Here is a 26539-nt window from a genome sequence, read left to right as displayed (position 1 = left end):
ATTTTTCTTCAAAGATACAAAGTCTATTTAAAAGAATTGTTGTCTTTAAGAGTTGCTATTAATTTTCAAATGTTACTTTAAAACCAAGTTTTTTTTCATCATCTGGAAAATCTTTCATCGGAATTTCAAGAATAAAGCTTTTTCTATCTTTTGAGATTATTGCATTTTTTAATGACACCGTTTTTATCTTTTTTGGAAATTGATATTCAATTGAATATTTACATTCTTTTAAAATTTCATCCATCTTTTTTGAAAAATCATTAGCTGCATTTTTTTCTTTTTTCTTCTTCTCTTTTTTTGCTTTAGCACCTTCGGGAAGTAAAATCACTTTCTCAAAAACCTTTCCATCATAATTATATGAAAACATTGTTTTTTTATTTTCTTTTTCAGGCACACTCAAATTACCTAACTGTTTACCCGGACCAATTTTCGGCATTGCTTCAAGAACCTCTAAAGGCGAAAGCATATTTTTAAGACTATCTATTGACTGAAAATTATATTCCATGTCAAGCTTCAATTGTTTTTCAGCATCATTTGCTTTTACATTGACTTTAAAGTTTTCAAGCATTTTAATTTTTCGTCTTTCAGACTCTGGTAATTTGGCAACACTATCTTTTACTTTTGCAAAAACTTCTTTGAAAGTAAAAACACTATCAATTACTTTACTATTCTTTGTAGAATCGGTACTCTTAAAACCCAATTTAAATATTCCGGACAAATCAAATCCGTATGAAAAACTCCCCGAACCATCTTCATGCATAACCATTTTTTCTTTCATAGTACAGCTCGACAAAGCCAAAACAATCAATAGACAAACTAAAACTTTCTTCATTCTCTTTTTTATATATTTAATTTTATTTATTCTAAAACAACTTCTAAACTAGTACTCGCAGGATCTTGCAAACAATCTAAAAGTTGAAACGTAAGTGTTAATGATTTTTTATCTGAGCTAAGTATTGCTGCAGCATTCGAAACTGATTTTATCCTACGAGGAAAATTGTATTTAAGTGTGTAAGTTAGCGTTAGATCTAAAGAATGCGTTTTAGATTTAAAATCCTTTATTTGGCTTTTATTTTTTTGAATTTCAGCTTCATTGATAACATTCAAAATCCGTTTAAAAACTGTTCCATCAAAACTATATTGTACATCAAAAAAATGTTTTTCGGCTGTAAGCGCATAATTATTCTCAAGATCACTTGCATAATCTTCTGTGTTATATAAATTTGGAACAGCATCTATTTTGGTAAAAGGAAATGTAATAATAGTTTTAAATTCCTTGTCAAAAGAGCTCTTCCTTACATGCACTTTTACATTTGTATATTTTTGAAATAGCTGTTGCTCTAGTTGGGTGTATTTTAAAAACGTTTCGTTATATTTTGCAATATAATCTCGAAAAACATAGGTTGTATCTTGAAACTTATCTTCTTTAGAGTACTTTTCTCCCGCCAAAAGCATATAACTGTGTTCATCTCTAAGCTGAATTATTTCAATGGTTCCACTTCCATCTTCGCTCAGATTTATTGTTTCGGTAACTTGACAACTTGTAAAAAATATTGTGAGTAAAAGAAAACAAAAATAATTTTTCATATTTATTTAAAGGCTTAGAATCTGAGTTGCTAATGTACTGAAGTTTTGTTCTAAAAAAGTTATCCTGCGAAGTTTCTCAGAGAAAACACTAGCACTATTTTAACTTGAAACATGAAGCTTAACCGCAAAGTTCGCAATGCTAATTACTGTCGAGATACGCAAGGAACGCATTTTTAAAACTTGAAACCTAAAATGATTATTAACTAATTATTGATTTTTTTATCACGCAGATTTAGGAGATTTGGCAGATTTTTCACTTGAAACCTGAAACTTGAAACTTAACCGCAAAGGGCGCAATGCTAATTGCTGTTGAGATACGCAAGGGATGCAAAGTTTTTTAACCTAAAACTTAAAACCTGAAACAAAATAAATTACATTGTTTGGTAATTCTCTCGCCAAGCCGTAGTTTTTTTAACCTGAAGTTTAAAAATGATTAGTGGCTAATTAATGATTTTTTTAGCACGCAGATTTAGGAGATTTGGCAGATTTTTCACTTGAAACTTGAAACTTGAAACAACAAGAACTACATCGTCTGATAATTCTCTCGCCAAGCCGCAGTTTTTTAACCTGAAGTTTAAAAATAATTAGTGACTAATTAATGATTTTTTTAGCACGCAGATTTAGGAGATTTGGCAGATTTTTCACTTGAAACTTGAAACTAACAACAAATCACTTTTCACATCTTACATTTCACTTTTCTCTTTTCTCTTTTCTCTTTTCTCTTTTCTCTTTTCTCTTTCCTCTTTTCACATCCCCTCCTTCTCTCTCAAAAACGCCATCTAAAATCGAAATATTTCTGCTTCTAAAAAAACTAAAATTATTTTCAAATTTTGAAATTGCCACTTTTTCAAATTTGACTATCTTTGCACACTTAAAAAACAGTATATAATGGCCTTATCTGAACAAGAAATCATCCGAAGAGAAAAACTTCAAAACTTACGCAACTTAGGAATCAATCCTTATCCTGCTAATCTTTTTCCTGTAAATCATACTTCGAAGCAAATTAAGGAGTCTTTTGAAGAAGGTAAGAAGGTTATTGTTGCTGGACGTTTGATGAGTGTTAGAGATCAGGGAAAAGCTTGTTTTGCTGAATTACAAGATAGCGAAGGACGTATTCAATTATATGTTAATCGTGATGTTTTGTGTGAAGGAGATGATAAAACGTTATACAATCAGGTATTTAAAAAACTAACTGATTTAGGTGATTTTATTGGTATCGAAGGAGAATTGTTTACGACTCAGGTTGGAGCAAAATGTATTCGTGTAAGTGGCTTTACTTTCTTAAGTAAAACATTGCGTCCGCTTCCTTTACCAAAAGTAGACGAAGACGGAAATGTACACGATGCATTTAATGATGCTGAATTGCGTTACAGAATGCGTTATGTAGATTTAACGGTTAATCAACATGTTAAAGAAACATTCATTAAGCGTACGAAATTGTTTAGCGCTATGCGTAACTATTTTAATGATGCAGGTTACCTTGAAGTGGAGACTCCTATTTTACAATCAATTGCAGGTGGAGCTTCGGCAAGACCTTTTATCACGCATCATAATTCGCTTGATATTCCGCTTTATATGCGTATTGCAAACGAATTGTATCTAAAAAGATTAATTGTTGGTGGTTTTGAAGGTGTTTATGAGTTCTCTAAAAACTTTAGAAATGAAGGAATGGATAGAACACATAATCCTGAATTTACCGCTATGGAAATATATGTAGCCTACAAAGACTACAACTGGATGATGGAATTTGCTGAAGGTTTGCTTGAGCATTGTGCTATTGCAGTAAACGGTACTAGCGAAGTTACTTTTGGTGAACACCAAATTAACTTTAAAGCACCTTATGCTCGTGTTACAATGACGGATTCTATCAAACATTTTACAGGTTTTGACATTTCTGGTAAAACAGAAGAAGAGTTGTTTGATGCTGCAAGAGGAATGGGAATTGAAGTTGACAAAACAATGGGGAAAGGAAAACTAATTGATGAAATTTTCGGAGCAAAATGCGAAGGAAACTACATTCAGCCAACTTTCATCACCGATTACCCTAAAGAAATGTCTCCTTTATGTAAAGAACACCGTGACAATCCAGAACTTACAGAACGTTTTGAATTAATGGTTTGTGGTAAAGAAATAGCAAATGCCTATTCTGAATTGAATGACCCAATTGACCAACGTGAGCGTTTTGAAGATCAAATGCGTTTGTCTGAAAAAGGTGATGATGAAGCTAATGGTATTATCGACGAAGATTTCTTAAGAGCACTAGAATACGGTATGCCTCCAACATCTGGTATGGGTATCGGAATGGATCGTTTGATTATGTACTTAACCAATAATGCCTCTATCCAAGAAGTATTATTGTTCCCACAAATGCGTCCAGAGAAAAAACAATCTATTGAATTATCTGATGAGGAGAAAGCAATTATACACTTCCTTAAAGAAAACGAAAACAAAATGGATCTTGCACAACTAAAAGTTACAGCTAATTTAAGCGGTAAAAAATGGGACGCTGCAATGAAAAATTTGTCAAAACACGGTTTGACTAAAGTTGCAGTTGAAGGCGAATTTAAATTTGTCGAATTGGTTGAGTAATTCACTATTTATCATAAAATACAAACCCGATAGATTTTAAAATCTATCGGGTTTTTTATTGATTTTTTGCACCCTTTTATTAATCAAAACTATAGCAATATGAGTATCTACAAATTAATAGAAGAAGAACAAGATATTCTATATAAAAGCAAAGAAGATCTAGAATGGCTATCGAAATAATTAAACAAATCGTTTAATTATTCTCTATTTAATACAAAAAATAACCCCGACAGATTTTAAAATCTGTCGGGGTTATTTTTTTAATCTTCTAAATCCTTAAAAGGAAATCTTCTGAAATTTTTTATTATCTATATCCAGAATTGAAGGAGATTCTTCTGGAACTTCCCCTTTCCATTTTTCCTGAACTGATGGATTAGAAGGATATTTGCCATTTTTCATTTTTACATTATATAAAACTCCTTTACTGCTTACTATAAGATCCTGAAATTTCTCAGAAGTATTAGGACCAACAAAAAAAGGAAAATCGGTTACTGTAAAATTATTCAATAAACTTCCGTCATTTTTTAAAATAAAGCCTGAACAGCCTCCCGTACCACAAAAATAAGGGCTAGAGAAACCAACAATATACTCGTCTTTTCCGTCATTATTTAAATCAAAAGCATCGTAGTAAAAAAAGCGATCTTCTTTTGTCATTGCTGCCAAATCGTTTTTCAATAATACTGTAGTTAGTTGTTTGCGAATTAAATCAACTATTTTTTCATCTATCCCTGATAAATTATCATTTGCTATTATTGAGTCGCTTTGAGTATTGGCCTCCATTGTAGTTGAATCAATATCTTTTACCCCATCGATTGAAGTTTCTTTTTCGCGGCAAGAATACAAACTAATTAATACTAAGCCTAGAAGAATTGTCTTTCTCATGATTTCATATTTTTTTTAAAAGTCTTAAAATTACAAAAATAAATTATTGCTACATACAAGTAAATCTGCTTTATACTAACAAAGCCAATTTATTTTCAATATCTTTTTTTATCAATAATTCTTTGATATTATTATACGTTACTAGTACAATTTGTGTCAATGCTTCACTGGTAAAGAAAGCCTGATGTGCCGTAACTAACACATTAGGAAAACTCATTAATCGCTGAATGGCATCATCTTTTATAATATCTTCAGAAAGATCTCTAAAAAATAACTTCTCCTCTTGTTCATACACATCAATACCCAAATACCCTACTTTACCTTCTTTAAGTGCTTCGATAACACTTGCCGTTTCTATTAATGCACCACGACTAGTATTAATAATCATCACATTATTTTTCATGTGTATCAATGAATCTTTATTTATGATATGCTTTGTTTTTTCGTTTAACGGACAATGTAATGAGATAATATCACTTTCTTTAAAAACAGTTTGCAAATTGGTAAACACAACACCATCTTTTTCCATTTCGGGATTGGCGACAATATCATAAGCAAGAATTTTACACCCAAAACCTTTTACAATTTTAGAGAAAGCTTTACCTATATTACCTGTACCAATTATGCCTATTGTTTTACCATTCAAATCAAATCCTAACAATCCATTTAGAGAGAAATTCTGCTCACGAACTCTGTTATAGGCTTTATGCGTTTTACGATTAAGAGTAAGGATCATTGCCATTGCGTGCTCGGCAACAGCTTCGGGAGAATACGCAGGAACTCTGCATACCTGAATTCCGTATTTCTTTGCAACTTCAAGATTAACATTATTAAAACCCGCACAACGCAAAGCAATTATCTTTACCCCTTTTTCTGCTAGCTGTTTAATTACTGCTTCATCAACTATATCATTTACAAAAACACAGATAATATTTGAACTCTGAATTAAATTTACGGTATGCTTATTAAGCTGTGTTTCAAAAAACTCCAGATCAAATCCGAACTCACAATTATGCTTATTAAAAAAAGTTTTATCATATGGCTGAGCCGAGAAAAATGTTATTTTATTCATGCCTGCTACTCGATCTAAATCCATATGGTGCTATCTTTAAAATTAGAATTCTTTATTCATTAAAATTAAGTAATTAATCGCAAAGTAGTTTTCTAGGTAAAAAAAAAGCTTCAATTGAAGCTTTTTTTTTTATTATTTAGTTTTCTTAACCACAATATGTTTTGACTTTAATTTTTTATCTGTTGCATATTTCATTAGTTGCTTACCCGCTTCTACGTTACGATCTGTCGAAAGCACATCGGCTCCATTAGCAACCAGATTGTAATACAATTCATCACCTTTAGCGGCAGCACTTTTGTCAAGATTCCCCATTGTTCCAAGAATACAAGAAATTTTACGACTGTGTAAATACTCATATACTTCTGGTTTTGGTTCTTTAGTACCTACAAATGCAATCATTTTATTGGCTTTAACGCCTAATGCTTCCATACGTTCTATATCTTCTTTTCCTCTTGCCGAAACCGAAATCATTAAATCTGGCGCCAATTTAGCGGCCTCAGCAGCTTGTGTTGCGTTATAAGTAATAATTACAGAATAAGCCTCTGCTTTATTTCTTCTTACTGCATCAACAATCATTTGCATTGGAACTCCTTTTTTAATATCCAAATTATAGATTACTTTGTCTTTACCCCATTGCAAAATTTCGTCTAAAGTTTCAATTTTATATGGAGTTACTTTTCCTTCTGTATCTTTTAAGAAAAGCTGTTGTAATTCTTTATAAGTATATCCTTCGATTACACCTGTTCCAGTTGTTGTTCTGTCTAGCGTATTATCATGCATCATTACTAAAACTGAATCCTTACTAAAAGCAATATCTGTCTCTACAATTGTTGGATTATACTTTATTGCATTAGCAAATGTTTGTGTACAATTTTCAGGAAACCCAACTGTTGGACCACCTCTATGTGCACTTACCAATGGAATAGTTTTTTTAGAATATTTTAAAAACTTTTGCAGTTCTTTAGCGGTTTTAAACTTTAATAAATATTCATTTTCTTGGGCAAAACCAAAATTAAAAATGAACGAAACCAAAACTACAAACCACAAATTTTTACTCTGAAACATATTATTTTTATTAAAATTGGACTGCAAAATTAAGCAATTCCAACTATGTAAGACGCTATTAAAAGCGAAATTACTATAAACTTCAACTGTATTTTCCTTTATTATTTACCCTCTAGGCAAAATACTTGCATCTGATTATTTTAAATCTAAATTCCTACCTACATAATAACCTGTCATCATGTCTATTACATCCTCAAGAATATCAACTTCACTATCCCTTCGCTCCTCTATCAAAAAAGCATCAAACTCATAAAATTCTTTTAAGATACTTTCCTTACTAATCCCATCTTTATTCAAATCGATTGCCAGTTGTCTTAGTGTTTCTGATGGAAACTCAGTTAAAAAAGCTTTCTTTATTCTCTTCGCAATAATTGATTCCATATATTTCTTTCTTTTGAATCTACAAATAAAAACACTACTTATAAATCTCTAAAACTCATATGATCGGTACTAAATAACAATCCAATACCGCTATAAGGATCTCTTTTTAAATCATAAAAATTAGTTACTCCTTCTAGATCTTTATATAAATCGGCAATTATTGAACTTGGCATAAATCCATCTATTGTATGATTTATAATTGTATCAGCTAGGCAAGTCAGTTCTTTTGTAGCGTTTGCTACACCTACATTATTTCCTGTTTCCCAATCCCAGATAATCCAATCCCAATTGTGCTGTTTGTGCACACAGTCCATCCATAAATAAGACAGGTTATTAATTTTTATTTTCCCTAATTCTTTTCCTTTCCAGTACTCAATACTTTCTATTATTGCTTGAATTGCAATATCGGTTTCACCATAAATAAAATCAGAATTTGAACCTTGAATCGTTTTTATAGCATCTTTTATTTTAGCATCAATCGCTTTTAATTCTTTTTCATTTGGCTTTCTTAAAAAAGCAAATTCAATATCCTGTCGTTCAAAAATAGTTCCTGCTGATTTCTCAAGCATTTCTTTAGGAATACATCTCGTATTAGAATTTTCATCCAGAAATTCATCTTTAGGATTGAAAGAGAAATTCTCATCCTCATAAAAACTGTTACAGTATCGCTGCTCAATTTCTTTTATTAACTTATACGTTTCATAATTTACATCCTCTTTTATTTCGTTTTCATTTTTAAACTTGCAAAAATAATCGGGCTGAAGAAACCAATACAAACAAAGAGCGGTACCTTTATCACAAATCTTTTGCTTTACGATCCAATTAAAAGGCTCAATACCATCATCATAATTCCAATGCTGAACGAACTGATGTAACTCGGGAGCAGTTAATTTCTTATAAGACATTTCACTATTAACAGCTTTAAGAACCCTATTTTTACTTTTCTTATTAAACTCCATTCTTTCTCTTTACTTCTATCTAATTTAATTTGCTCAATCGCTTCACAAATTTAAAAACCTATTCTTACAAATCATCATAATAGCATATAATTTCCCTTAACTATCACGCATAAAAAAACTCCCATATCCACAAGTTTTTAAACGTATTGATATAGAAGTCTTCTCTTATTTAGTGCTATTTAGTACTATCCTCTTTTTTAATGGTTAAAATAGAAACATCATAACCCAGATTACTTAATATTTCTAATCCATCAAGTGGTTCCAATTTATTTTTCCCATTCCATCCTTTTTCCAAACCATATAAAATACATGCTCTAACATATTTAGGTCTATTCAGATTAACAACCTCCTTTTCGCCAGTTAATGACTTAAAGAGTGGAAATCCAAAATTCAAAGGATGCCCAATTATTGGATCATCCCAGGTTACAAAATTAACGAACAATGGGGTTAGCTTATAATCGCTTAGAAATATTTTTAATGACAATGTGCTCTCTTGAGAAGAAAAATCAATATTTCCCTTCATCACATATAGATAAACCTCATCCTCGATAGTTATTTTTCTTAATTTCATATCTACAAATAAAACATCGTGAAATTAATATATAAATCTTACAAAGCAAACTTAATAAATCTCAAAGATTATGAATCCAGCTACAGTGTATAATTCAGATTTATACTCCAACGATAATTAGCCTCCATAGCGCCACTAGACAAGTTTTGGTTTATAGGAAGCATCCCATTTACACCAACCGAAAATTTGTCTTTCCCAACCTCTAATCCAAATTTCCCAAAAAGAATATCTCCCGCTGTATTTGGTAAGTCTAATCCGTGTTGTCTGTTTGTAGCATAAACTTCACCGGCAAAACCCAATTGAGGAACTAATTGCACAGATGGCAAATCAAATAAATAAAAGAATGTTCCTGAATAATTAAACTGGTTCCCGTATTGGTATTTCTGTTCATTTTCGGTTTTTATAACGTAGTTCAACATAGTATTCAGCCCCAGATTCTTTCTCTTAATTACATATTCAGAAACTAGCAAATAGTCCCAACTTCCTGTTCCTAACTGAAAACTTTTGTTTACACTCCCTGCATTATTCGCCTCATTAAATCTCCCTGTTGGCATTTTTACACCACCACCAAATTCAACTTTATGTGTAAAAACAGTACTGTCTTTTTGCGTTTCAAACACAGTATAAAGTGCCATTACCGAAATATCTCCTAATCCCGAAATACTCTCAGTTCCTGTGGTTAATTCACGGCTATGAAAATGATACGGAACCAATGCCGAAATCTGAACTCTCTTGCTAACAGGAATTCTTGCCCAAGCCTGAACCGTATTAAAATTTTCATCTATCCAGGGAGAATTAGCAAAAATACCATCGCGGCTCGTATAACTTTGGTTGAAATAACGTATTCCAACAAAATTAGTATTTAACATCGAGCTAAAACCCATGCTTCCACCACTTGCAGAACAGCCACAAGCATCGCAATCAAAGTCTTCCATCATTGCCAAACGCTGAAATGTAAAGCTCGAAATACTATCTTTTACCGTTGTAGCAAAAGTAAAATTGCAAACTAAAACCAAACTTAAAACTATTATTTTTTTCATTTTATTATTTTTTTTAGGAGCTCCCAACCCGCTTTTCGTTGCAAGCTTTTCTTAAAATCCCATTTTTCTATACATTTACAAAGTTTCCGCTGGTCACTTTGTAAACCCAAGAAAAAATAAGGGCTTTACTCAAAAAGGCTTTACACTACAATCGGGGCTAAAACTCCAATTTTTGTTATATTATATTCTAAGAGGTTTCAAAAACCCTATTAGGAGAATCTTAAAACTCCGAGAATCGTCTATCTGTTAGAAATTGACGATCGGTTAATGTTTTTAAGAAAGCGATTAGCTGTTTTTTATCCATTTCCGAAAGTTGAATACCCAGCCTTCCATTCTGCCTCAGGATCGGGTCTAAAGTTGGCGAAGCCTCAATTCCGCTAGCGTAATGATCCAAAACGGCTTCTAGTGTTCCAAATCGCCCATCATGCATATAAGGAGCAGAAACTTCTACATTTCTTAAACTCTGTACTTTAAACTTATAATAATCACTAGCCAGTTCAGTAACCTTATAACGTCCCACATCGTTTACTTTAGGGTTTACTGCCAAACCATTGTTTCGAAACGAATCATCGGTCATTAAATCAGTTGCATGACATGAAGCACATTTAGAATTAAACAATGCATATCCTGCCAATTCATCGGCTGTAAGCGTTCCTCCTGTTTCATTACGACGGAATTTATCAAAGCGCGAATTAGAAGAGGTTACCATTACCATAAATTGCGAAAGTGCTTTTAACATATTCTCAGTAGTAATTGCACCATCAGTAAAAGCTTGTCCAAACAAAGTCCGATAGGTTTTATCACCTCGCATCATTTCTAGAATAGCATTTAAATTACCATTCATTTCGATTTCACTCGTTAATGGAATTATAGGCTGCAAGTCTAAATGATTCGTTACACCATCGTACATAAAAGTTGCTTGATAAGCCAGATTTTGTATCGGTGGTGCATTTCGAATACCTAGTGCATCGCCTACACCGTGACTCACTGTGTGCCCATGATGTGTAAATGCGTTTTCCTGTATATGACAAAAACCACAAGAAACAATTCCATCAGAAGCCAATCGCCCATCATAAAAAAGTTTTTTACCAAGTTCAAATCCTTTTACAGTTGGTGGATTTGCAGTTATATCATAAGTTAAAGCTGGGAAATTAGAAGGCACTTTAAAGTCTAAAGGCACATTTATATATTCATCATCCTGATCACTACAACTATATAACAACGGAATCATGACCCAAAGAAAATATTTTATTCTCATGGTTTCTAAATTTTAAAAGAAGCACAAAAGCTCATTTCTAGCCCCGATTGCCGCGACATCCTTTTTTATTTTTTTTCAAAATAAAAAAGATATAGCAAAAAGCGGGACAAGAGTTCCTAATGAAAAACAACTTCTGTGCTCCTAAAAATGAAATTAATCGTTGTGTACGTGATCTACTCTAAACATTGTTGCTACATTGGCAGTAATTAAAGGCAAAGCTGCTCCACCCATAATCATAGCGCCCATTCCGCCCTTATTGTAATCTGAAAGTTTGATTTTATTTGGTCCGTCAAGAATTTTAGATAAATCGGTTATAATATGTACATCTGGCTGAATATTGGTTCTCACCAAAGCTTTAGTTGGGAAATCTAATGTTACTTCTGTATAATTATAATCGGTTCCTGTTTGTCCTGTATGAATCATAAAAGGAAGCGGAGCTGTCACTGTTTCTGAAGTAAAATTACCCTCGAAAGCAAGAAATTTATATCCGGCAGTCCAGTTCCATAACATTCCTGCCGCCTGAGCTTGCGCAAGAAAATCGCCTTGCCCAGAAGCACCTAATTGCCATTGTTCTTTATCTACTCCTATTCCAAATTTTACTTTTACGTAATCTCCAGCAGGAATATCTGTTAATATAAATTTGTAACCAGCATCACTAGCTTCGTCAGCAATAAAGTAACTTTTTGCCTTTGGGTATGTAAACAACGTTCCGTCACTTTTAGTTAAAACAACATTACTTACGATGTATTTAACGTTGGTGATTTTTAATACCTCATTATTAGAAGTTTTATTCCCTTGTGTTTCCAAAATTAAATCATTGGACCCAAATGAGTTGTCAAATTTTAATCCGATTTTACCCGTTCCAGAAACTTCTTCGTTATTATCACTTGAACATGCTGATACAGCAACAGTTATAGCTAAAATAGCTACTGCTTTATATAATATTTTTTTCATTTTTGAGTTGTATATTCTTAATAGATATTTAAAATAGTATGTGCATAGGCTTACCTCAAATGACAACAATCAAATGAAATAGCAAGACACAAAAGTGTTTTTAATTAAAATTTAAGAAATACGTGCAGGCGGATGAAAAAACAAATCAGCATTAAGATGCGAATACAAATTAGCGTAAGTCGCATTAATTTGTGATTTAGTATTGTTTGGATAAAATTGTAATGCAAATGCATTTGTAGATTCAAACATTAAATCGACTTTATCCAGAAGAGTGTGTTTTTTATCAGATGAAGAAGGTTTTTCGGCATCGGCAGCTTTGGCCAATTCTTTCATTAAATGACACTTTCCGTTACATTGCATAACAGGTTGCGCTTTATTCTCGCAAAGTACAGTCGAAATATAATCATAATTAACAATATACTCTATAACCGGAAATACAGGTTTTAGAAAAATAGCTAGAATCAATATGAAGACCATTTTTTTCACGATGCGAATTTAAGAAACAAAATTTATTTTATCACCTGTTAAATAAATTATAATTAAAAAAAGTGCATTAAACCTATTTATTTTATAATTGTCTAATACCAATAACCTTTTAAAACAAACAAATCATGAAAAAATTATTTATCGCTGCTCTATTGTTCGTTGGAATGGTAAGCTTTGCTCAAGACGCGACTCAACCTACTAAACAACAAAGAGAAAGGTTGACTCCTGAACAACGAAATGAAAAACATTTAAAAAAACTAACTACCGAATTAAATTTAGATGCCAACCAACAAGCTCAGATTGGAAAGTTACTAGCTGACAAAAGTGCCAAAGCACAAAAACACATGGAAATGCGTAAAGCCAGAAAAGACAGTAACGTAAAACCAACTGCCGAAGAGAAAGCGGCTCTTAAAAAAGAAATAATGGATGAAAAAACTGCAACTGAAGCGCAGATGAAATCAATTTTAAATGCAGATCAATACAAAAAATGGACTGCAATGAGAGAAGAAAACAAGGAGAAAATGAAAGACAAAATGAAGGAAAGAAGAAATAAATAAAAAGAGACTTTGTACTAGTCATGGTCGGAAGAGTTTTCTTCCGACTTTTTTATTTTCACCTGAATCATTTTATCCATAAAATAAAAAAGGCTCAACTTTAATTAAAAAGTCAAACCTTAAATATTTTATTTATTGTGAGATCTTAAAACTAAAAAGTTTTAGAAACTTTATCAATTGCTTGAATTGTAAAATCTAAATCTTCGTATGTCAATGCATCTGTAATAAACCATGTTTCATATGCCGAAGGAGCAATGTAAACACCTTCATTCAATAATCCGTGGAAGAATTTCTTGAACGTTTCGTTATCTCCATTAGCAGCACTTTTAAAATCAGTTACTGGAGCACCATCAAAATGTACCGAAATCATAGAACCCACTCTATTAATCGTAAAAACTACATTATTAGCTTTAAGAACTCTATCAATTCCCGCTTCTAGGTAAGCCGTTTTCTCCTCTAAACGAGTAAAGATCGCACGGTCATTATCCAAAGCTTGTAACATTGCTAATCCTGCTGCCATTGCCAACGGATTACCTGATAATGTTCCTGCTTGATAAACTGGTCCTATTGGAGCTAGATAATTCATGATTTCTGCACGAGCAGCAAATGCTCCTACTGGCAAACCACCACCTATTACTTTTCCAAAAGTTACAATATCAGCTTTAATATTAAATAATTCTTGAACTCCACCACGCGCTAGTCTAAAACCGGTCATAACCTCATCAAAGATTAATAAAATTCCGTTTTCTGTACACAATTGACGTAAACCTTCTAAGAATCCTTTATTTGGCGGAATACAACCCATATTTCCTGCAACAGGCTCAATAATAATTGCAGCAATTTCTTCTTTATTCGCTGCAATTAATGTCGCTACATTTTCTAAATCATTATATTTTGCTAGTAAAGTATCTTTTGCTGTCCCCTCAGTAACTCCAGGGCTATTTGGACTACCAAAAGTCACAGCTCCACTTCCCGCTTGAATCAAGAACGAATCAGAATGTCCGTGGTAACAACCTGCAAATTTTATAATTTTATCTCTCTTTGTAAACCCTCTTGCCAAACGTATTGCGCTCATACAAGCCTCTGTTCCTGAATTTACAAAACGGATTTTATCAATATTTGGAACCATCGAAACTGCTAAAGCTGCAATTTGTGTTTCCAATTCTGTAGGCATTCCAAAAGATGTGCCTAATTTTGCTTTTTCAATTACAGCATCAACAACTGGAGCATAGGCATGACCTAAAACCATTGGCCCCCACGAATTGATGTAATCTATCAATTTATTTCCGTCTTCGTCAAATAAATAGGCTCCTTGTGCACTTTTTACAAAAATTGGAGTTCCTCCTACTGCTTTAAATGCTCTTACAGGTGAATTTACACCACCCGGAATTACTTTTTCTGCTTCAGCAAAAAGCTGACTACTTCTTTGATATATCATTTTAATTTTATCTTTTGACTTTTATCTTTATTGGAATTTTACTTTACAATTAACCGTTGTCCGATAGAAAGGGTATTATCGACAAGATTGTTTTTTTGCTTTAAATCATCAACAAGTACGTTGAATTTTTTTGAAATAGAATACAATGTATCTCCTTTCTGAACTTCGTACGAAGCAAGGTTATTTATATTATTTGCTGCATTAGGAGTTCTTGGAACAACAACTGTAGTTGTTTTTTCAACTACAACGTAGTCTTTACCCATAGCCTGATTATCATATTGATGCAATTCATAACGCTCAATATAGCTGATTAATTTCTCAGGATATCTAGGGTCAGTTGCATATCCTGCAGCTCTTAATCCTTTTGCCCAAGCTTTATAATCTCCTTTTTCATAAGTAAACAATGCAGCATATCGTTTCTTTCCAGTCAAAAACAAAGCATGATCACGAAACGATTCTGATGGGTCTTTGTATTTTCTAAAACATTCCTGCAATGAATCATCATCATGACGAACACTCTCGCCTACCCAATCCTTATGACATTTTATTCCGAAATGATTATTTGATGAAAGTGCCAAATCTCCTCTTCCTGCACCTGATTCTAAAATTCCTTGTGCCAAAATAATACTTGCAGGAATTCCGTAGTTTTTCATATTCCCCATTGCAATCTCCTTATACTGAGAAATATAATCCCCAATTAGGTTATTAGTAACAACTGTTTTTGAGGTTGACTCAATAACCTCTGTTTTACTATTTGGAGATGGCTTAGTATAAGTGGGCTTTTTCTTTGTGTTTATTGCTACCTTGTGTTTCTGATTAGTAGCTTTCTTTTGGGTTGTTACAATAGCAGGTTTGCTTGCATTACAACCTATTAGCGTTATCGTTAGTAAGAGTAAGAGTGTTTTTTTAAACATTGCTTTTTATTATTGGTACGTTTTTATTCATCAGCTTTATATTCATTCCTTTTATTCCTTGTAATCCTCCTGTATGAATCAATAAAATTTTAGAATTTGCAGGAAAATAGTTTTTCTTAATTAAATCTATAACGCCAAAAACCATCTTTCCTGTATAAATTGGATCCAAAGGGATGTGATTTTCATCAAAAAACTGATTAATAAAGGCAATTAGCTCAAAATTGACTTTGCCATAACCACCAAAATGGTAGTCAGTAATCAGTTCCCAATTATGTTTCTTTGCAAAAATACGAATTTCATCTTGTAAAAAATCCCCTTTTAACGCTGGAAACCCTAAAACTTTTTGATTTGGTAACGCACTATTGCTAATTCCTGAAATAGTTCCGCCAGTTCCTACTGCACAACATACATAATTAAACTCGGCATCTTCAGGGGTTAAAATCTCCTCACAACCTCTAACTGCTAGTGCATTTGTTCCTCCTTCGGGCACTAGATAAAACGCTCCAAATTGTTGTTTCAGCTTATCAAGAAAATCTATTTCGTTTTTAAGTCGGTAATCCTCTCTAGTAACAAATTCTAATTGCATTCCGTTTTCCTGAGCAAATTTTAAAGTGGGATTTCCTTCTATTTTATCAATAAGTTCGTCTCCGCGAATAATCCCAATGGTCTTAAATCCGCTTTCTTTTCCTGCATAAGCCACAGCTGCAATATGATTAGAAAAAGCACCACCAAAAGTGAGTAGCGTTTCTTGATTTTCGGCTTTCGCCTGAAGTAAATTATATTTTAATTTCCGATACTTATTCCCTGAAATAAAAGGATGAATCAAGTCTTCTCTTTTGATTGTAAGTGAAATATTGTTTGGAAAAATAGTATAGATTTTTTGATTCAAAATTTTATTTTATTTGTAATTTAAATACTGTACAAACCGAAAAAAAGGCCTGTTTTTTAAATAATTCATATTAGCTTCATTTTGATATGCTTCTCTTTCAAAACTAATATTATGATAAGCCAAATCAGCATTTTTATATTGAAATAACCGCACTACATATTCAATTAAATACCAAAGAAAAAAAGGTAATATCAATAATTCTATCTGTTGGCGTAAATGTATTTTTTCATGATTAATAAGAACTTCATTTTTTTTATCCGAAGGGTATTTCATAAGCACAAAAGGAAATACAGCCATTCCGCGATATCCTTTCGGAATTAAATATTTAGCAATAATCAAAAACATTCGCTGTAAAAATTATAAATTTGTACTAGTAAATTACTTCTACACAAAGAAAAACATAATCAACCGAATTTACTTAAAATTAAAGATAAAAATAGCTTTTTGCCAAATTCAGGATTATGAATGAACAAAATAAGGAAAATAAATTAATTGAGGGCGAAGATTTTTATTATACCCCCGAAGGATATAAATGTTTTACAGAAAAACACCATTTAAAAAGAGGTTATTGTTGCAAAAGTGGCTGTCGCCATTGTCCCTATGGATATGATAAGAAAACTGGAGAGATAAAAAAATAAGATTATTTTAAAAATGTACCGATTTCAAAATTAGATAATGCTATTTTTAGATTATCCTAAAAGTCAAAATCATAAGAAATCTAAAATTATTTTGAAACAAGTTTTTAAATCTTTAAATTTCCGAATCTTTATAATAGGATAATTAGGAAATATCTCAATAAAAAAATAAGATAATTCTTTTTAATTGACTTTTCCAACATTTAAATTCTTGAACCTTTAAATATAAAAATATGGATATCTGTTCACAAAAATATAGGATTACTATCCACAAATCCTATCATAGGTCGGATATCCGGTATCCCTAGCTTTTAATTAGAAAATGTGCCAATGAGTCAATTTGAAAATGAGATAATTATTTCAGATTGAATTTGCATTGATAGTATTTCGCTCCTATGGAGCTTTTACCAACTGATCGTGTTGTTTTCTATTAATATTACGCCTTTAACAAGGCTGAAAAAATAAATTCGTTAGGATTACAATATTTTATAGAAATAAAATTTATCGATTAGTATTTGAGCCCCAACAGATCGACAATAATCTGAAGAACAAAAAATTAATCCGTTGTTAATCTAGCTAAAATACCTTAGCAACATAGAATCTTAGCAACTAAGCACCTTTAAAAAATGACTTTCCAAGAACAAATTCAACAAGGAATCCCATCAATATTACCTCCAAAAAAAATATACGATTTAGCTATAAATCACGCTCCAAAACGAAAAGCAATTCTTTCGGCTGAAGAAAAAAAATTGGCATTAAAAAATGCATTACGCTATTTTGAACCGCAACATCATGCTGAATTAATTACTGAGTTTTCAGAAGAATTAGAACAATACGGCCGTATCTACATGTACCGTTTTCGCCCAGATTACAGAATGTACGCCAGACCAATTAGCGAATATCCTGGAAAATCAGAACAAGCAAAAGGAATTATGCTAATGATTCAGAACAATCTGGATTATGCAGTTGCACAACATCCACATGAATTAATTACTTATGGCGGTAATGGTGCTGTTTTTCAAAACTGGGCACAGTATTTACTTACTATGCAGTATTTATCTGAAATGACAAATGAGCAAACGCTTACTATGTATTCTGGTCATCCGATGGGGCTTTTTCCTTCACATGCTGAAGCACCACGCGTAGTTGTGACTAACGGAATGGTAATCCCGAATTACTCAAAACCTGACGATTGGGAAAAAATGAATGCGCTTGGAGTTTCTCAATATGGGCAAATGACAGCAGGTAGTTATATGTACATTGGACCACAAGGAATCGTACATGGAACAACAATTACAGTTTTAAATGGTTTCAGAAAAATAAAATTAAATCCAGAAGGAAACTTATTTGTTACTTCAGGATTAGGAGGAATGAGCGGTGCACAACCTAAAGCAGGAAATATTGCAGGTTGCATCACCGTTTGTGCTGAAGTGAATCCCAAAATTACTAAAATCCGCCACGAACAAGGCTGGATCAATGAGATTGTAGAAGATCTTGACCAATTAGTAAAAAGAGTTGCTTTGGCAAAAGCCAATAAAGAAGTAGTTTCTATTGCATACCTAGGAAACGTGGTTGATGTTTGGGAAAAATTCGACCAGGAAAACATCAAAATTGATTTAGGTTCAGACCAAACTTCATTACACAATCCTTGGGCTGGTGGGTATTATCCTGTCGGAATTACCTTTGAAGCAGCAAATGAAATGATGGCAAACAATCCTGATCTATTTAAAGAAAAAGTACAGGAAACATTACGTCGACATGCAGATGCCATAAACAAACATACTGCCAAAGGAACTTATTTCTTTGATTACGGAAATGCTTTTTTACTAGAAGCTTCTCGTGCTGGTGCGCAAGTAATGGCTGAAAACAATATCGATTTTAAATACCCAAGTTATGTTCAGGACATCATGGGACCAATGTGTTTTGATTATGGGTTTGGCCCTTTTAGATGGGTTTGTACGTCTGGAAAACCAGAAGATTTACAAAAAACAGATACCATTGCATCACAAGTTTTAGAAGAAATGGCAAAAACTGCACCTGATGAAATTCAACAACAAATGCAGGATAACATCAAATGGATAAAAGGAGCTCAAGAAAACAAATTAGTTGTAGGATCACAAGCACGCATTTTATATGCTGATGCCGAAGGTCGAATCAAAATTGCTGAAGCTTTTAACCAAGCAATTGCAAAAGGAGAAATTGGAGCCGTAGTTTTAGGTCGTGATCATCATGATGTTTCAGGAACTGATTCTCCATACAGAGAAACATCTAATATCTATGACGGATCAAGATATACTGCTGATATGGCGATACAAAATGTCATTGGTGACAGCTTTAGAGGCGCAACATGGGTCTCTATCCATAATGGTGGTGGCGTAGGCTGGGGAGAGGTTATAAATGGTGGTTTTGGTATGATTCTTGATGGAACTAAAGAGGCATCTAGACGCTTAGCGTCAATGCTTTTTTGGGATGTTAACAATGGTATTTCAAGAAGAAGTTGGGCGCGTAATGATGAAGCAATTTTTGCAATAAAAAGAGCGATGCACACGCAACCTTTATTGAAAGTGACCATCCCTAATATAGTTGACGAAACATTATTTTAAATCAAAGTCGGTATAACTTAAAAACTATCTAAACATGAAAAAATTATTTATTTTACCAATTCTATTACTTCTAGTTCTAACTTCTTGTAGTAGTATTAGTGTATACTCCGATTATGATAAATCTGTTGATTTTACAAAGTATAAAACATATGCTTATTTCAAACCTGGTATCGATAAAGTTGAAATTTCTGATTTAGATAAAAGAAGAATTTTACGTGCTATCGATGAACAAATGGCAGCAAAAGGTTTTACTAAAAGTGATAATCCAGATTTATTAATAAACATTTTTACTAAAGCAAGAGAAGAAGTAAATGTAAACCAGTTTAACGCTGGATGGGGTTACGGATGGGGTTATGGATGGAATCCTTACCTAATGATGGGAAATCAAACTTCTGTATCAACATCTACCCAAGGAACTTTATACATCGATTTTATCGATGCTAAGAAAAAAGAAATGATTTGGCAAGGTGAAGGAGTTGGTTATTTAACCAACCAAGGACCTGACAAAAAAGATAAAGTAGTTGCTGAGTTTGTGGGCAAAATACTAGCGCAGTATCCTCCAAATCTTGCAAAAAAATAATCTTTTTTCGTGTTCTTATCAAATAATTAATACATTTGTTTTTTTCAAATAATAAACAATGACAAATTTAAATAACATTATTATCGCTATTAACATTATTGTAATTCAACAATAGTGGCGAGGTGTTATATAAATAAGTAAACAAAATACAATTTATTAGAACCTCCCAAATCGGGAGGTTTTTTTATTTTAAAAAACAACCAAAACACATGATGCTATTTAACGAAGTAATTACAGCCAAAGAACAACTAAGCAAAGTAGTTGCCGCTACTCCACTCACACAAAACCTCAATCTTTCAGATGAATTTAAGGCAACTGTCTTATTAAAAAGAGAAGACCTGCAAATTGTACGTTCTTATAAAATTAGAGGTGCTTACAATAAAATTTCTTCTCTTAATGATACAGAAAAAACAAAAGGTATTGTATGCGCAAGCGCTGGAAATCATGCACAAGGTGTTGCTTACTCTTGTAATTTACTACAAATTAAAGGCAAGATTTACATGCCAAAAACTACCCCAAAGCAAAAAGTAAAACAAGTACAATTATTTGGAAAGTCTTTTGTAGAAATTGTTCTTACTGGAGATACTTTTGATGATGCATACGCTTCTGCAACAGAAGATGCTACAATGAGTAATAGAATTTTCATTCATCCTTTTGATGATTTAAAAGTTATTGCAGGGCAAGGAACCGTAGGGCTTGAAATTTTGGAATCATATAAAGAACCTATAGATTATGTTTTTGTTCCTATAGGCGGTGGCGGATTAGCATCGGGACTTTCAGAAGTTTTTAAACATCTAAGCCCAGATACTAAAATTATTGGTGTAGAACCAAAAGGAGCCCCATCAATGAAAACATCTATCATCGATGGAAAAAACACCGCTTTAAAAACGATTGATAAATTTGTAGATGGCGCTGCAGTAAAACAAGTCGGGAACATGACCTTTGATATATGTCGCAAGAATTTAGACGATATAATTCTTGTACCCGAAGGTAAAGTCTGTACTACTATTTTGAGATTGTACAATGAAGAAGCTATGGTTGTAGAACCAGCAGGAGCGCTTACAATAGCTGCATTGGATTTCTATAAAGAAAAAATAAAAGGTAAAACAATTGTTTGCGTAGTAAGCGGAAGTAATAACGATATTGAGCGAACTGCCGAAATAAAAGAACGCTCCCTCCTTTACGAAGGATTGATGCATTATTTCATGATTCAGTTTCCGCAACGTCCGGGTGCACTTAAAGAATTTGTAAATGATATTTTAGGACCTAATGATGATATTACTTATTTTCAATTTGCAAAGAAAAATAGCAGAGAAGTAGGTTCAGTAGTAGTTGGATTAGAACTAAAAAACAAAAAAGATATCAAAAACATTAAAAGTAATATGATAACCAAGGGATTTGAGTTTCAATACCTCAATGAAAATCAGGATTTATACACACAACTTATTGGATAAAATACCATTTGTATCGTTCTGAAATATGTTGGTATAAAAAAAATATTCGATTTTGTAACCCGTTAACTAATCAATGCATCAAAAATGATAAATTATAACTTTATTCATACATTTTTTTAGATTCATTTAACTAAACTAAAGAGAAAAACCCTGCATTAAGTTGTATTTTTGCATATAATCTTTTTACATAAAAATATGGTAATTTTAGACATAACAACAATCGAAGACATAAAATTATTAGTCAATACTTTTTATGCCAAAGTTCAAAAAGACGACCTTATTGGACCAATATTCAATGAAAGAATCCAAGGAAGATGGCCAGAACATTTAGAAACAATGTATAAATTTTGGCAAACTATCTTGTTAGAACAACATAGCTATTCTGGAAGTCCATTTCCACCACACAAACATTTGCCTGTAGACCAATCCCATTTTAACAGATGGATTGAAATTTTCACAAAAACAGTAGACAGTCTTTTTATAGGTATTCTTGCCGAAGAGGCTAAGATGCGTGGTGTAAATATGGCCTCTATGTTCCTCTATAAAATTGAATATTTTAGAGATTTAAAAAAAACATCTAAATAAAAAACTAAAAATAGTTCTTTAAATTTGTAATTTCGCAAAAGAACTACAACGATTTCGAAATGAACCCAACTATTGAAACAAATCCTTTATTAGATCGATTGCCTAATCATTTAAAGCAATTTATTAAACCTCAAGATTATAGTGATTATACTCCCATTAATCAAGCGGTTTGGAGGTATGTGATGCGCAAAAATGTAGATTATTTATCTAAAGTAGCGCATCATTCCTATCTAGATGGATTGAAAAAAACTGGAATCGAAATTAATAACATTCCGAGCATGTACGGGATGAACCGAATTCTAACTGAAATTGGTTGGGCTGCTGTAGCAGTTGATGGTTTTATTCCACCAAATGCCTTTATGGAATTTCAGGCTTATAATGTTTTGGTAATCGCTTCTGATATTCGTCAGCTCGAGCATATCGAATATACACCTGCACCCGATATTATTCACGAAGGTGCTGGGCATGCTCCTATTATTGCTAATCCTGAATATGCTGAATACTTACGCCGCTTTGGTGAAATTGGTTGTAAAGCTATCTCTTCACACAAAGATTACCAAATGTATGAAGCTATTCGATTGCTTTCGATCTTAAAAGAAGCTGAAGGAACTCCACAAGCGGATATTGATCAAGCAGAAAAAGCGGTTGAAGATTTACAAAATAATATGGGAGAATTGTCAGAAATGGCACAAATTAGAAACTTACATTGGTGGACTGTTGAATATGGCTTAATTGGAACTATCGAAGATCCTAAGATTTATGGTGCTGGTTTATTATCATCAATTGGCGAAAGCGCTTGGTGCATGACTGATAATGTTACCAAAATTCCATATGATATCTCGGCAGCAAATCAGAGTTTTGATATTACAAAATTACAACCTCAACTATACGTTACACCTACTTTTGCCTATTTAAGTCTTATTCTTGAAGAATTTGCTAATAAAATGGCATTGCGTACAGGTGGGATTTCTGGTATTCAAAAATTAATTAATTCGAATGCTTTAGGAACGATTGAATTAAGCACTGGTTTACAAATTTCTGGCGTTTTTACCAATGTTATAGAAGCTGATGGAAAGCCTATTTACATACAAACAACAGGAAAAACAGCTTTATCTTACCGTGAAAAAGAATTAGTTGGGCACGGAACACTAACGCATCCTGAAGGTTTTGGTAGCCCTATCGGAAAATTAAAAGGCTTTAATTTGGCTATCGAAGATATGAGCCCGATGGATTTAAATGCCTACAAAATAGTTGAAAATGAAACTGTAAAATTAGAATTTGAAGGCGGAATTATTGTAAAAGGAGAAATCATTACTGGTTCTAGAAACTTACATGGTGAGATTATTTTAATCAGCTTTAAAAATTGCACTGTAACTCACGGAGACACTATTTTATTTAAACCAGAGTGGGGTAATTATGATATGGCAATTGGCAAGAAAGTAGTTTCTGCTTTTTCTGGACCAGCCGATGTTAATAGTTTTGACCTCATCAATTCAGTTCCAAAAACAAAAACAATCAAAGCCAAACATTCTAAGGAACGTGATGAGCTAGAAGAATTATACCAACAAGTTAGATCTATAAGAGAAACCAATTCTCATGAAACATTATTGACTTCTATCTTTAAAAAAGTAAAGACAAATCATCCTAATGACTGGTTGTTATCTGTAGAGATTACAGAACTTTTAAAGAACAGCAATCAACCTCAATTGTTACAGGAAGTACTCGCACATCTTGAAAATTTAAAAACAAAAAGACCAGAAGTGGCCCATTTAATTTCAGGCGGTCTGGACTTGATTTTTGATAAGGAAAAGTGTTAGAAAGAAACTTTTATAAAGGAGATCTTTGTCAAAGTTCAAAACTTTGACAAAGATTACATAAATATTCTGATTGCAAAATCTGTGTAATATTGACCACAATCTTATCTTTTTCTTCGTAGTCGAAGGGCGTTAACAATATAATGCTTCGACTCCGCTCATCATGACAAGACTAAAAGAAAAACTTTGTACCTTTGTCACTTTGAATCTTTCACTTAGATTTCTATAACTTCAAATCGTTACTAAGCTCTGTTTCGTTTTGAATTGTTTTACCATCGTATTGTAGCTTCCAACCCATTGAATTTGTCAGGATTAAAATCTTAGACAACTCGCTAATCAGTCGATTTTGCGCATTTGTTTTAAGCGATGATTTTTCTATTTTCTTTGCCAAATTCGCCTTAACTGATTTGTTTATTTTATTATAATCATCTCCCGTAAATGCGTTTAATTGACTTTGCTCAACATTATAATATTGAATATCTGGGTTGATAGTAATTTCCTCTTTTGGAATTGATACGATTTTTATAACCTTATTTTTTTCATCAATTTCATACTTCATTTTATGTAAATCATATGCTACTGTAACATTTGCATTCACTACAATCAATGCTTTCTTTTCAAAAGAAAGCATATCCAGCAAGTACTTATTTGAGTTTTTATAGGTTACTACTTCAGAGAAATGTCCTTCGGTAACTATCAGCTTCCCAACGTTTACAATTTGTTGCTGTATTAAATTGGTGTTATAATCCAAACTCGTTGAATCATCTTTCTTGAATTCACAATACTTAAATGCAAGAACGATTCCGACTATAATTACAATTCCTATTAAGATTCTTCTCAACATAATTATGTTTTAATGATGACTATTATGTAGCCAATTTAGTGATTTTTTTAGAAAGCATCACTACGCTTTATTTATGTTGTCGATAACTTCTTTAAGAATTTTTAAACTTTTTAGTTTATCCTGATGATCAAAAATTGGACTGGTAATCATCAATTCATCTATACCTGAACGCGCTATAAATTGTTTTAAGTCTTTTTCTAACTTTTCTTTATTCCCTGCAAAAGTACAAGCGACCATTTGATCTACATGGAATTTTTCTTCCTCACTCATTAATCCATCTAATGATGCAAGTGGTGCTTGAACTGGCTTCCTGCTATTACGTATTAACCCTAAAAACATTTGATATAAAGTAGTTGATAAAACTTCGGCTTCTTCATTTGTATCTGCTCCAATAGCATTTACACACGCCATTGTTTTAGGGCTACTTAAATATTTTGAAGGAATAAAGTTTTCTCGATAAAACTCAAATGCTTGCAACATCATTCTTGGTGCAAAATGCCCTGCAAATGCATATGGCAATCCTTTTGCGGCAGCTAACGAAGCACTATCCATACTAGAGCCTAATATCCAAACTGGCACATTAGTTCCTTCGGCAGGAAAAGCACGTACTTTTGCGGAAGCATTATCAGGTGAAAAGTAATTATGAATAGCCTGAACGTTTTTCGGGAATTGTTGCGACTGTGCGTAAAAATCTTCACGAATAGCCTGAGCAGTTAAAGAATCAGTTCCTGGCGCTCTACCTAAACCTAAATCTATTCGGTTAGGATAAAGTGTTTCTAATGTTCCGAATTGTTCTGCAATAACAAGCGGTGAATGATTGGGAAGCATTATTCCTCCTGAACCAACGCGAATATTTTGCGTTTGACTTGCTATGTAACCTATTAAAACTACTGTTGCTGTACTAGCCACATGCTCCATATTGTGATGTTCGGCCAACCAAAATCGGTTGTATCCTAAAGTATCAGCTAGTTGAGCAAGCTCTTTTGTTTTCTGAAATGTTTCTTTTGCATCACTACCCTCTGTAATTAATGCTAATTCTAATAAAGAAATTGGTATATTATTATTCATTGTGATTAATCTTTTTACAAAATTAACCATTAATAAATTCTCAATTGTTAATTGAATTATAAATTTTTAACAGTGTTAAATAAATCTAACATCGATAAATATGTGAATTTTTATTTTGAATGATTACATAATAGTTTGATGATACTAAATTTATTAGGCCAACTTAATGAATCCATGAGTTATTTTTTGTAACTTTAAATAACAAATTATAAATCCCTTGTTTATGAAAACTCGTAGAAAAATTAAATATATCACTAAGCGATATATTTACAGAATCCTCAGAGATATAAGCGGCAATAAGGATAAGTCTAAAAAGT

26 protein-coding genes are annotated in these 26539 nt (G+C 32.6%); 8 read left to right on the top strand and 18 right to left on the bottom strand.

The window, feature by feature from the left end; translation table 11 throughout:
* Positions 1-58: 58 nt before the first annotated feature.
* Both LPB87_RS01570 and LPB87_RS01565 read right to left on the bottom strand, forming a co-directional pair.
* Positions 59-832 carry a hypothetical protein gene (locus LPB87_RS01570; protein WP_230604593.1) on the bottom strand — a complete coding sequence of 258 codons (774 nt, stop codon included), beginning with the start codon at positions 830-832 and terminating at the stop codon, positions 59-61.
* Positions 833-858: 26 nt separating this feature from the next.
* Complete coding sequence (locus tag LPB87_RS01565) at positions 859-1587, bottom strand: hypothetical protein (RefSeq protein ID WP_230604591.1); 729 nt, start codon at positions 1585-1587, stop codon at positions 859-861.
* A gap of 888 nt (positions 1588-2475) precedes the next feature.
* Between LPB87_RS01565 and lysS the strand changes: the two genes are divergently transcribed.
* On the top strand, positions 2476-4176 hold the full coding sequence (gene lysS, locus LPB87_RS01560; RefSeq protein ID WP_230604589.1) for a lysine--tRNA ligase: 1701 nt from the start codon (positions 2476-2478) through the stop codon (positions 4174-4176).
* 276 nt (positions 4177-4452) lie between these two features.
* On the opposite strand, the gene LPB87_RS01555 is transcribed toward lysS, so the two are convergent.
* From LPB87_RS01555 to LPB87_RS01510, 10 genes are all read right to left on the bottom strand, one after another.
* On the bottom strand, positions 4453-5058 hold the full coding sequence (locus LPB87_RS01555) for a hypothetical protein (protein ID WP_129537431.1): 606 nt from the start codon (positions 5056-5058) through the stop codon (positions 4453-4455).
* A gap of 70 nt (positions 5059-5128) precedes the next feature.
* Entirely contained in the window at positions 5129-6154 is a 1026-nt protein-coding gene (locus tag LPB87_RS01550; protein WP_305070206.1) for a 2-hydroxyacid dehydrogenase, read from the bottom strand.
* Between the two features lie 108 nt (positions 6155-6262).
* Entirely contained in the window at positions 6263-7195 is a 933-nt protein-coding gene (locus LPB87_RS01545; protein WP_129537430.1) for a glycerophosphodiester phosphodiesterase family protein, read from the bottom strand.
* Between the two features lie 135 nt (positions 7196-7330).
* Entirely contained in the window at positions 7331-7576 is a 246-nt protein-coding gene (locus LPB87_RS01540) for a hypothetical protein (protein WP_230604588.1), read from the bottom strand.
* Positions 7577-7614: 38 nt separating this feature from the next.
* Positions 7615-8535: a DUF4274 domain-containing protein gene (locus tag LPB87_RS01535; RefSeq protein ID WP_230604587.1), complete on the bottom strand. Its 921-nt coding sequence runs from the start codon at positions 8533-8535 to the stop codon at positions 7615-7617.
* A gap of 175 nt (positions 8536-8710) precedes the next feature.
* Positions 8711-9106, bottom strand: coding sequence for a hypothetical protein (locus tag LPB87_RS01530; protein WP_230604585.1), 396 nt, complete (start codon positions 9104-9106; stop codon positions 8711-8713).
* An 80-nt stretch (positions 9107-9186) separates the two neighbouring features.
* Complete coding sequence (locus tag LPB87_RS01525; protein WP_230604583.1) at positions 9187-10146, bottom strand: transporter; 960 nt, start codon at positions 10144-10146, stop codon at positions 9187-9189.
* Positions 10147-10366: 220 nt separating this feature from the next.
* Complete coding sequence (locus LPB87_RS01520; protein WP_230604581.1) at positions 10367-11404, bottom strand: cytochrome c peroxidase; 1038 nt, start codon at positions 11402-11404, stop codon at positions 10367-10369.
* Between the two features lie 153 nt (positions 11405-11557).
* Positions 11558-12358 carry an MbnP family protein gene (locus tag LPB87_RS01515; protein ID WP_230604579.1) on the bottom strand — a complete coding sequence of 267 codons (801 nt, stop codon included), beginning with the start codon at positions 12356-12358 and terminating at the stop codon, positions 11558-11560.
* A 111-nt stretch (positions 12359-12469) separates the two neighbouring features.
* Entirely contained in the window at positions 12470-12835 is a 366-nt protein-coding gene (locus tag LPB87_RS01510) for a hypothetical protein (protein WP_230604918.1), read from the bottom strand.
* Positions 12836-12969: 134 nt separating this feature from the next.
* Here LPB87_RS01510 and LPB87_RS01505 point away from each other — a divergent pair, with 134 nt between their 5' ends.
* A complete protein-coding gene (locus LPB87_RS01505; RefSeq protein WP_129537423.1) occupies positions 12970-13401 on the top strand; it encodes a hypothetical protein in 432 nt (143 codons plus the stop codon).
* A gap of 148 nt (positions 13402-13549) precedes the next feature.
* Here LPB87_RS01505 and hemL read toward each other — a convergent pair whose 3' ends face one another.
* The 4 genes from hemL to LPB87_RS01485 are packed head-to-tail and all read right to left on the bottom strand — an operon-like array spanning position 13550 to position 16984.
* Positions 13550-14836: a glutamate-1-semialdehyde 2,1-aminomutase gene (gene hemL, locus LPB87_RS01500; RefSeq protein ID WP_230604578.1), complete on the bottom strand. Its 1287-nt coding sequence runs from the start codon at positions 14834-14836 to the stop codon at positions 13550-13552.
* 38 nt (positions 14837-14874) lie between these two features.
* A complete protein-coding gene (locus LPB87_RS01495) occupies positions 14875-15750 on the bottom strand; it encodes a glucosaminidase domain-containing protein (RefSeq protein ID WP_129537421.1) in 876 nt (291 codons plus the stop codon).
* On the bottom strand, positions 15743-16639 hold the full coding sequence (locus LPB87_RS01490) for a pyridoxal-phosphate dependent enzyme (RefSeq protein ID WP_230604576.1): 897 nt from the start codon (positions 16637-16639) through the stop codon (positions 15743-15745). The genes LPB87_RS01495 and LPB87_RS01490 overlap by 8 nt, the downstream gene beginning before the upstream one ends.
* 9 nt (positions 16640-16648) lie before the next feature.
* Entirely contained in the window at positions 16649-16984 is a 336-nt protein-coding gene (locus tag LPB87_RS01485; protein ID WP_230604574.1) for a hypothetical protein, read from the bottom strand.
* Positions 16985-17100: 116 nt separating this feature from the next.
* Here LPB87_RS01485 and LPB87_RS01480 point away from each other — a divergent pair, with 116 nt between their 5' ends.
* From LPB87_RS01480 to LPB87_RS01455, 6 genes are all read left to right on the top strand, one after another.
* Positions 17101-17277: a DUF5522 domain-containing protein gene (locus LPB87_RS01480; RefSeq protein ID WP_164998635.1), complete on the top strand. Its 177-nt coding sequence runs from the start codon at positions 17101-17103 to the stop codon at positions 17275-17277.
* 623 nt (positions 17278-17900) lie between these two features.
* The gene (locus tag LPB87_RS01475) at positions 17901-19877 is read left to right on the top strand and encodes a urocanate hydratase (RefSeq protein ID WP_230604572.1); all 1977 of its coding nucleotides are present in this window, start codon (positions 17901-17903) and stop codon (positions 19875-19877) included.
* Positions 19878-19911: 34 nt separating this feature from the next.
* Complete coding sequence (locus tag LPB87_RS01470; RefSeq protein WP_129537417.1) at positions 19912-20457, top strand: DUF4136 domain-containing protein; 546 nt, start codon at positions 19912-19914, stop codon at positions 20455-20457.
* Between the two features lie 209 nt (positions 20458-20666).
* Positions 20667-21911: a threonine ammonia-lyase IlvA gene (gene ilvA / locus LPB87_RS01465; RefSeq protein ID WP_129537416.1), complete on the top strand. Its 1245-nt coding sequence runs from the start codon at positions 20667-20669 to the stop codon at positions 21909-21911.
* Positions 21912-22106: 195 nt separating this feature from the next.
* A complete protein-coding gene (locus LPB87_RS01460) occupies positions 22107-22496 on the top strand; it encodes a group III truncated hemoglobin (RefSeq protein ID WP_129537415.1) in 390 nt (129 codons plus the stop codon).
* A gap of 59 nt (positions 22497-22555) precedes the next feature.
* On the top strand, positions 22556-24313 hold the full coding sequence (locus tag LPB87_RS01455) for an aromatic amino acid hydroxylase (RefSeq protein ID WP_230604570.1): 1758 nt from the start codon (positions 22556-22558) through the stop codon (positions 24311-24313).
* A 220-nt stretch (positions 24314-24533) separates the two neighbouring features.
* Here LPB87_RS01455 and LPB87_RS01450 read toward each other — a convergent pair whose 3' ends face one another.
* Both LPB87_RS01450 and LPB87_RS01445 read right to left on the bottom strand, forming a co-directional pair.
* Positions 24534-25154 (bottom strand): DUF4230 domain-containing protein, encoded by a 621-nt coding sequence (locus tag LPB87_RS01450; RefSeq protein WP_230604568.1) that lies wholly within the window; start codon positions 25152-25154, stop codon positions 24534-24536.
* A gap of 60 nt (positions 25155-25214) precedes the next feature.
* Positions 25215-26222 (bottom strand): LLM class flavin-dependent oxidoreductase, encoded by a 1008-nt coding sequence (locus LPB87_RS01445; RefSeq protein WP_230604566.1) that lies wholly within the window; start codon positions 26220-26222, stop codon positions 25215-25217.
* Positions 26223-26539 lie beyond the last annotated feature (317 nt).

This window comes from Flavobacterium sp. EDS, from assembly GCF_020991525.1.
Taxonomy (GTDB): Bacteria; Bacteroidota; Bacteroidia; order Flavobacteriales; family Flavobacteriaceae; genus Flavobacterium.
This window is presented reverse-complemented; position numbering and strand designations above follow the sequence as displayed.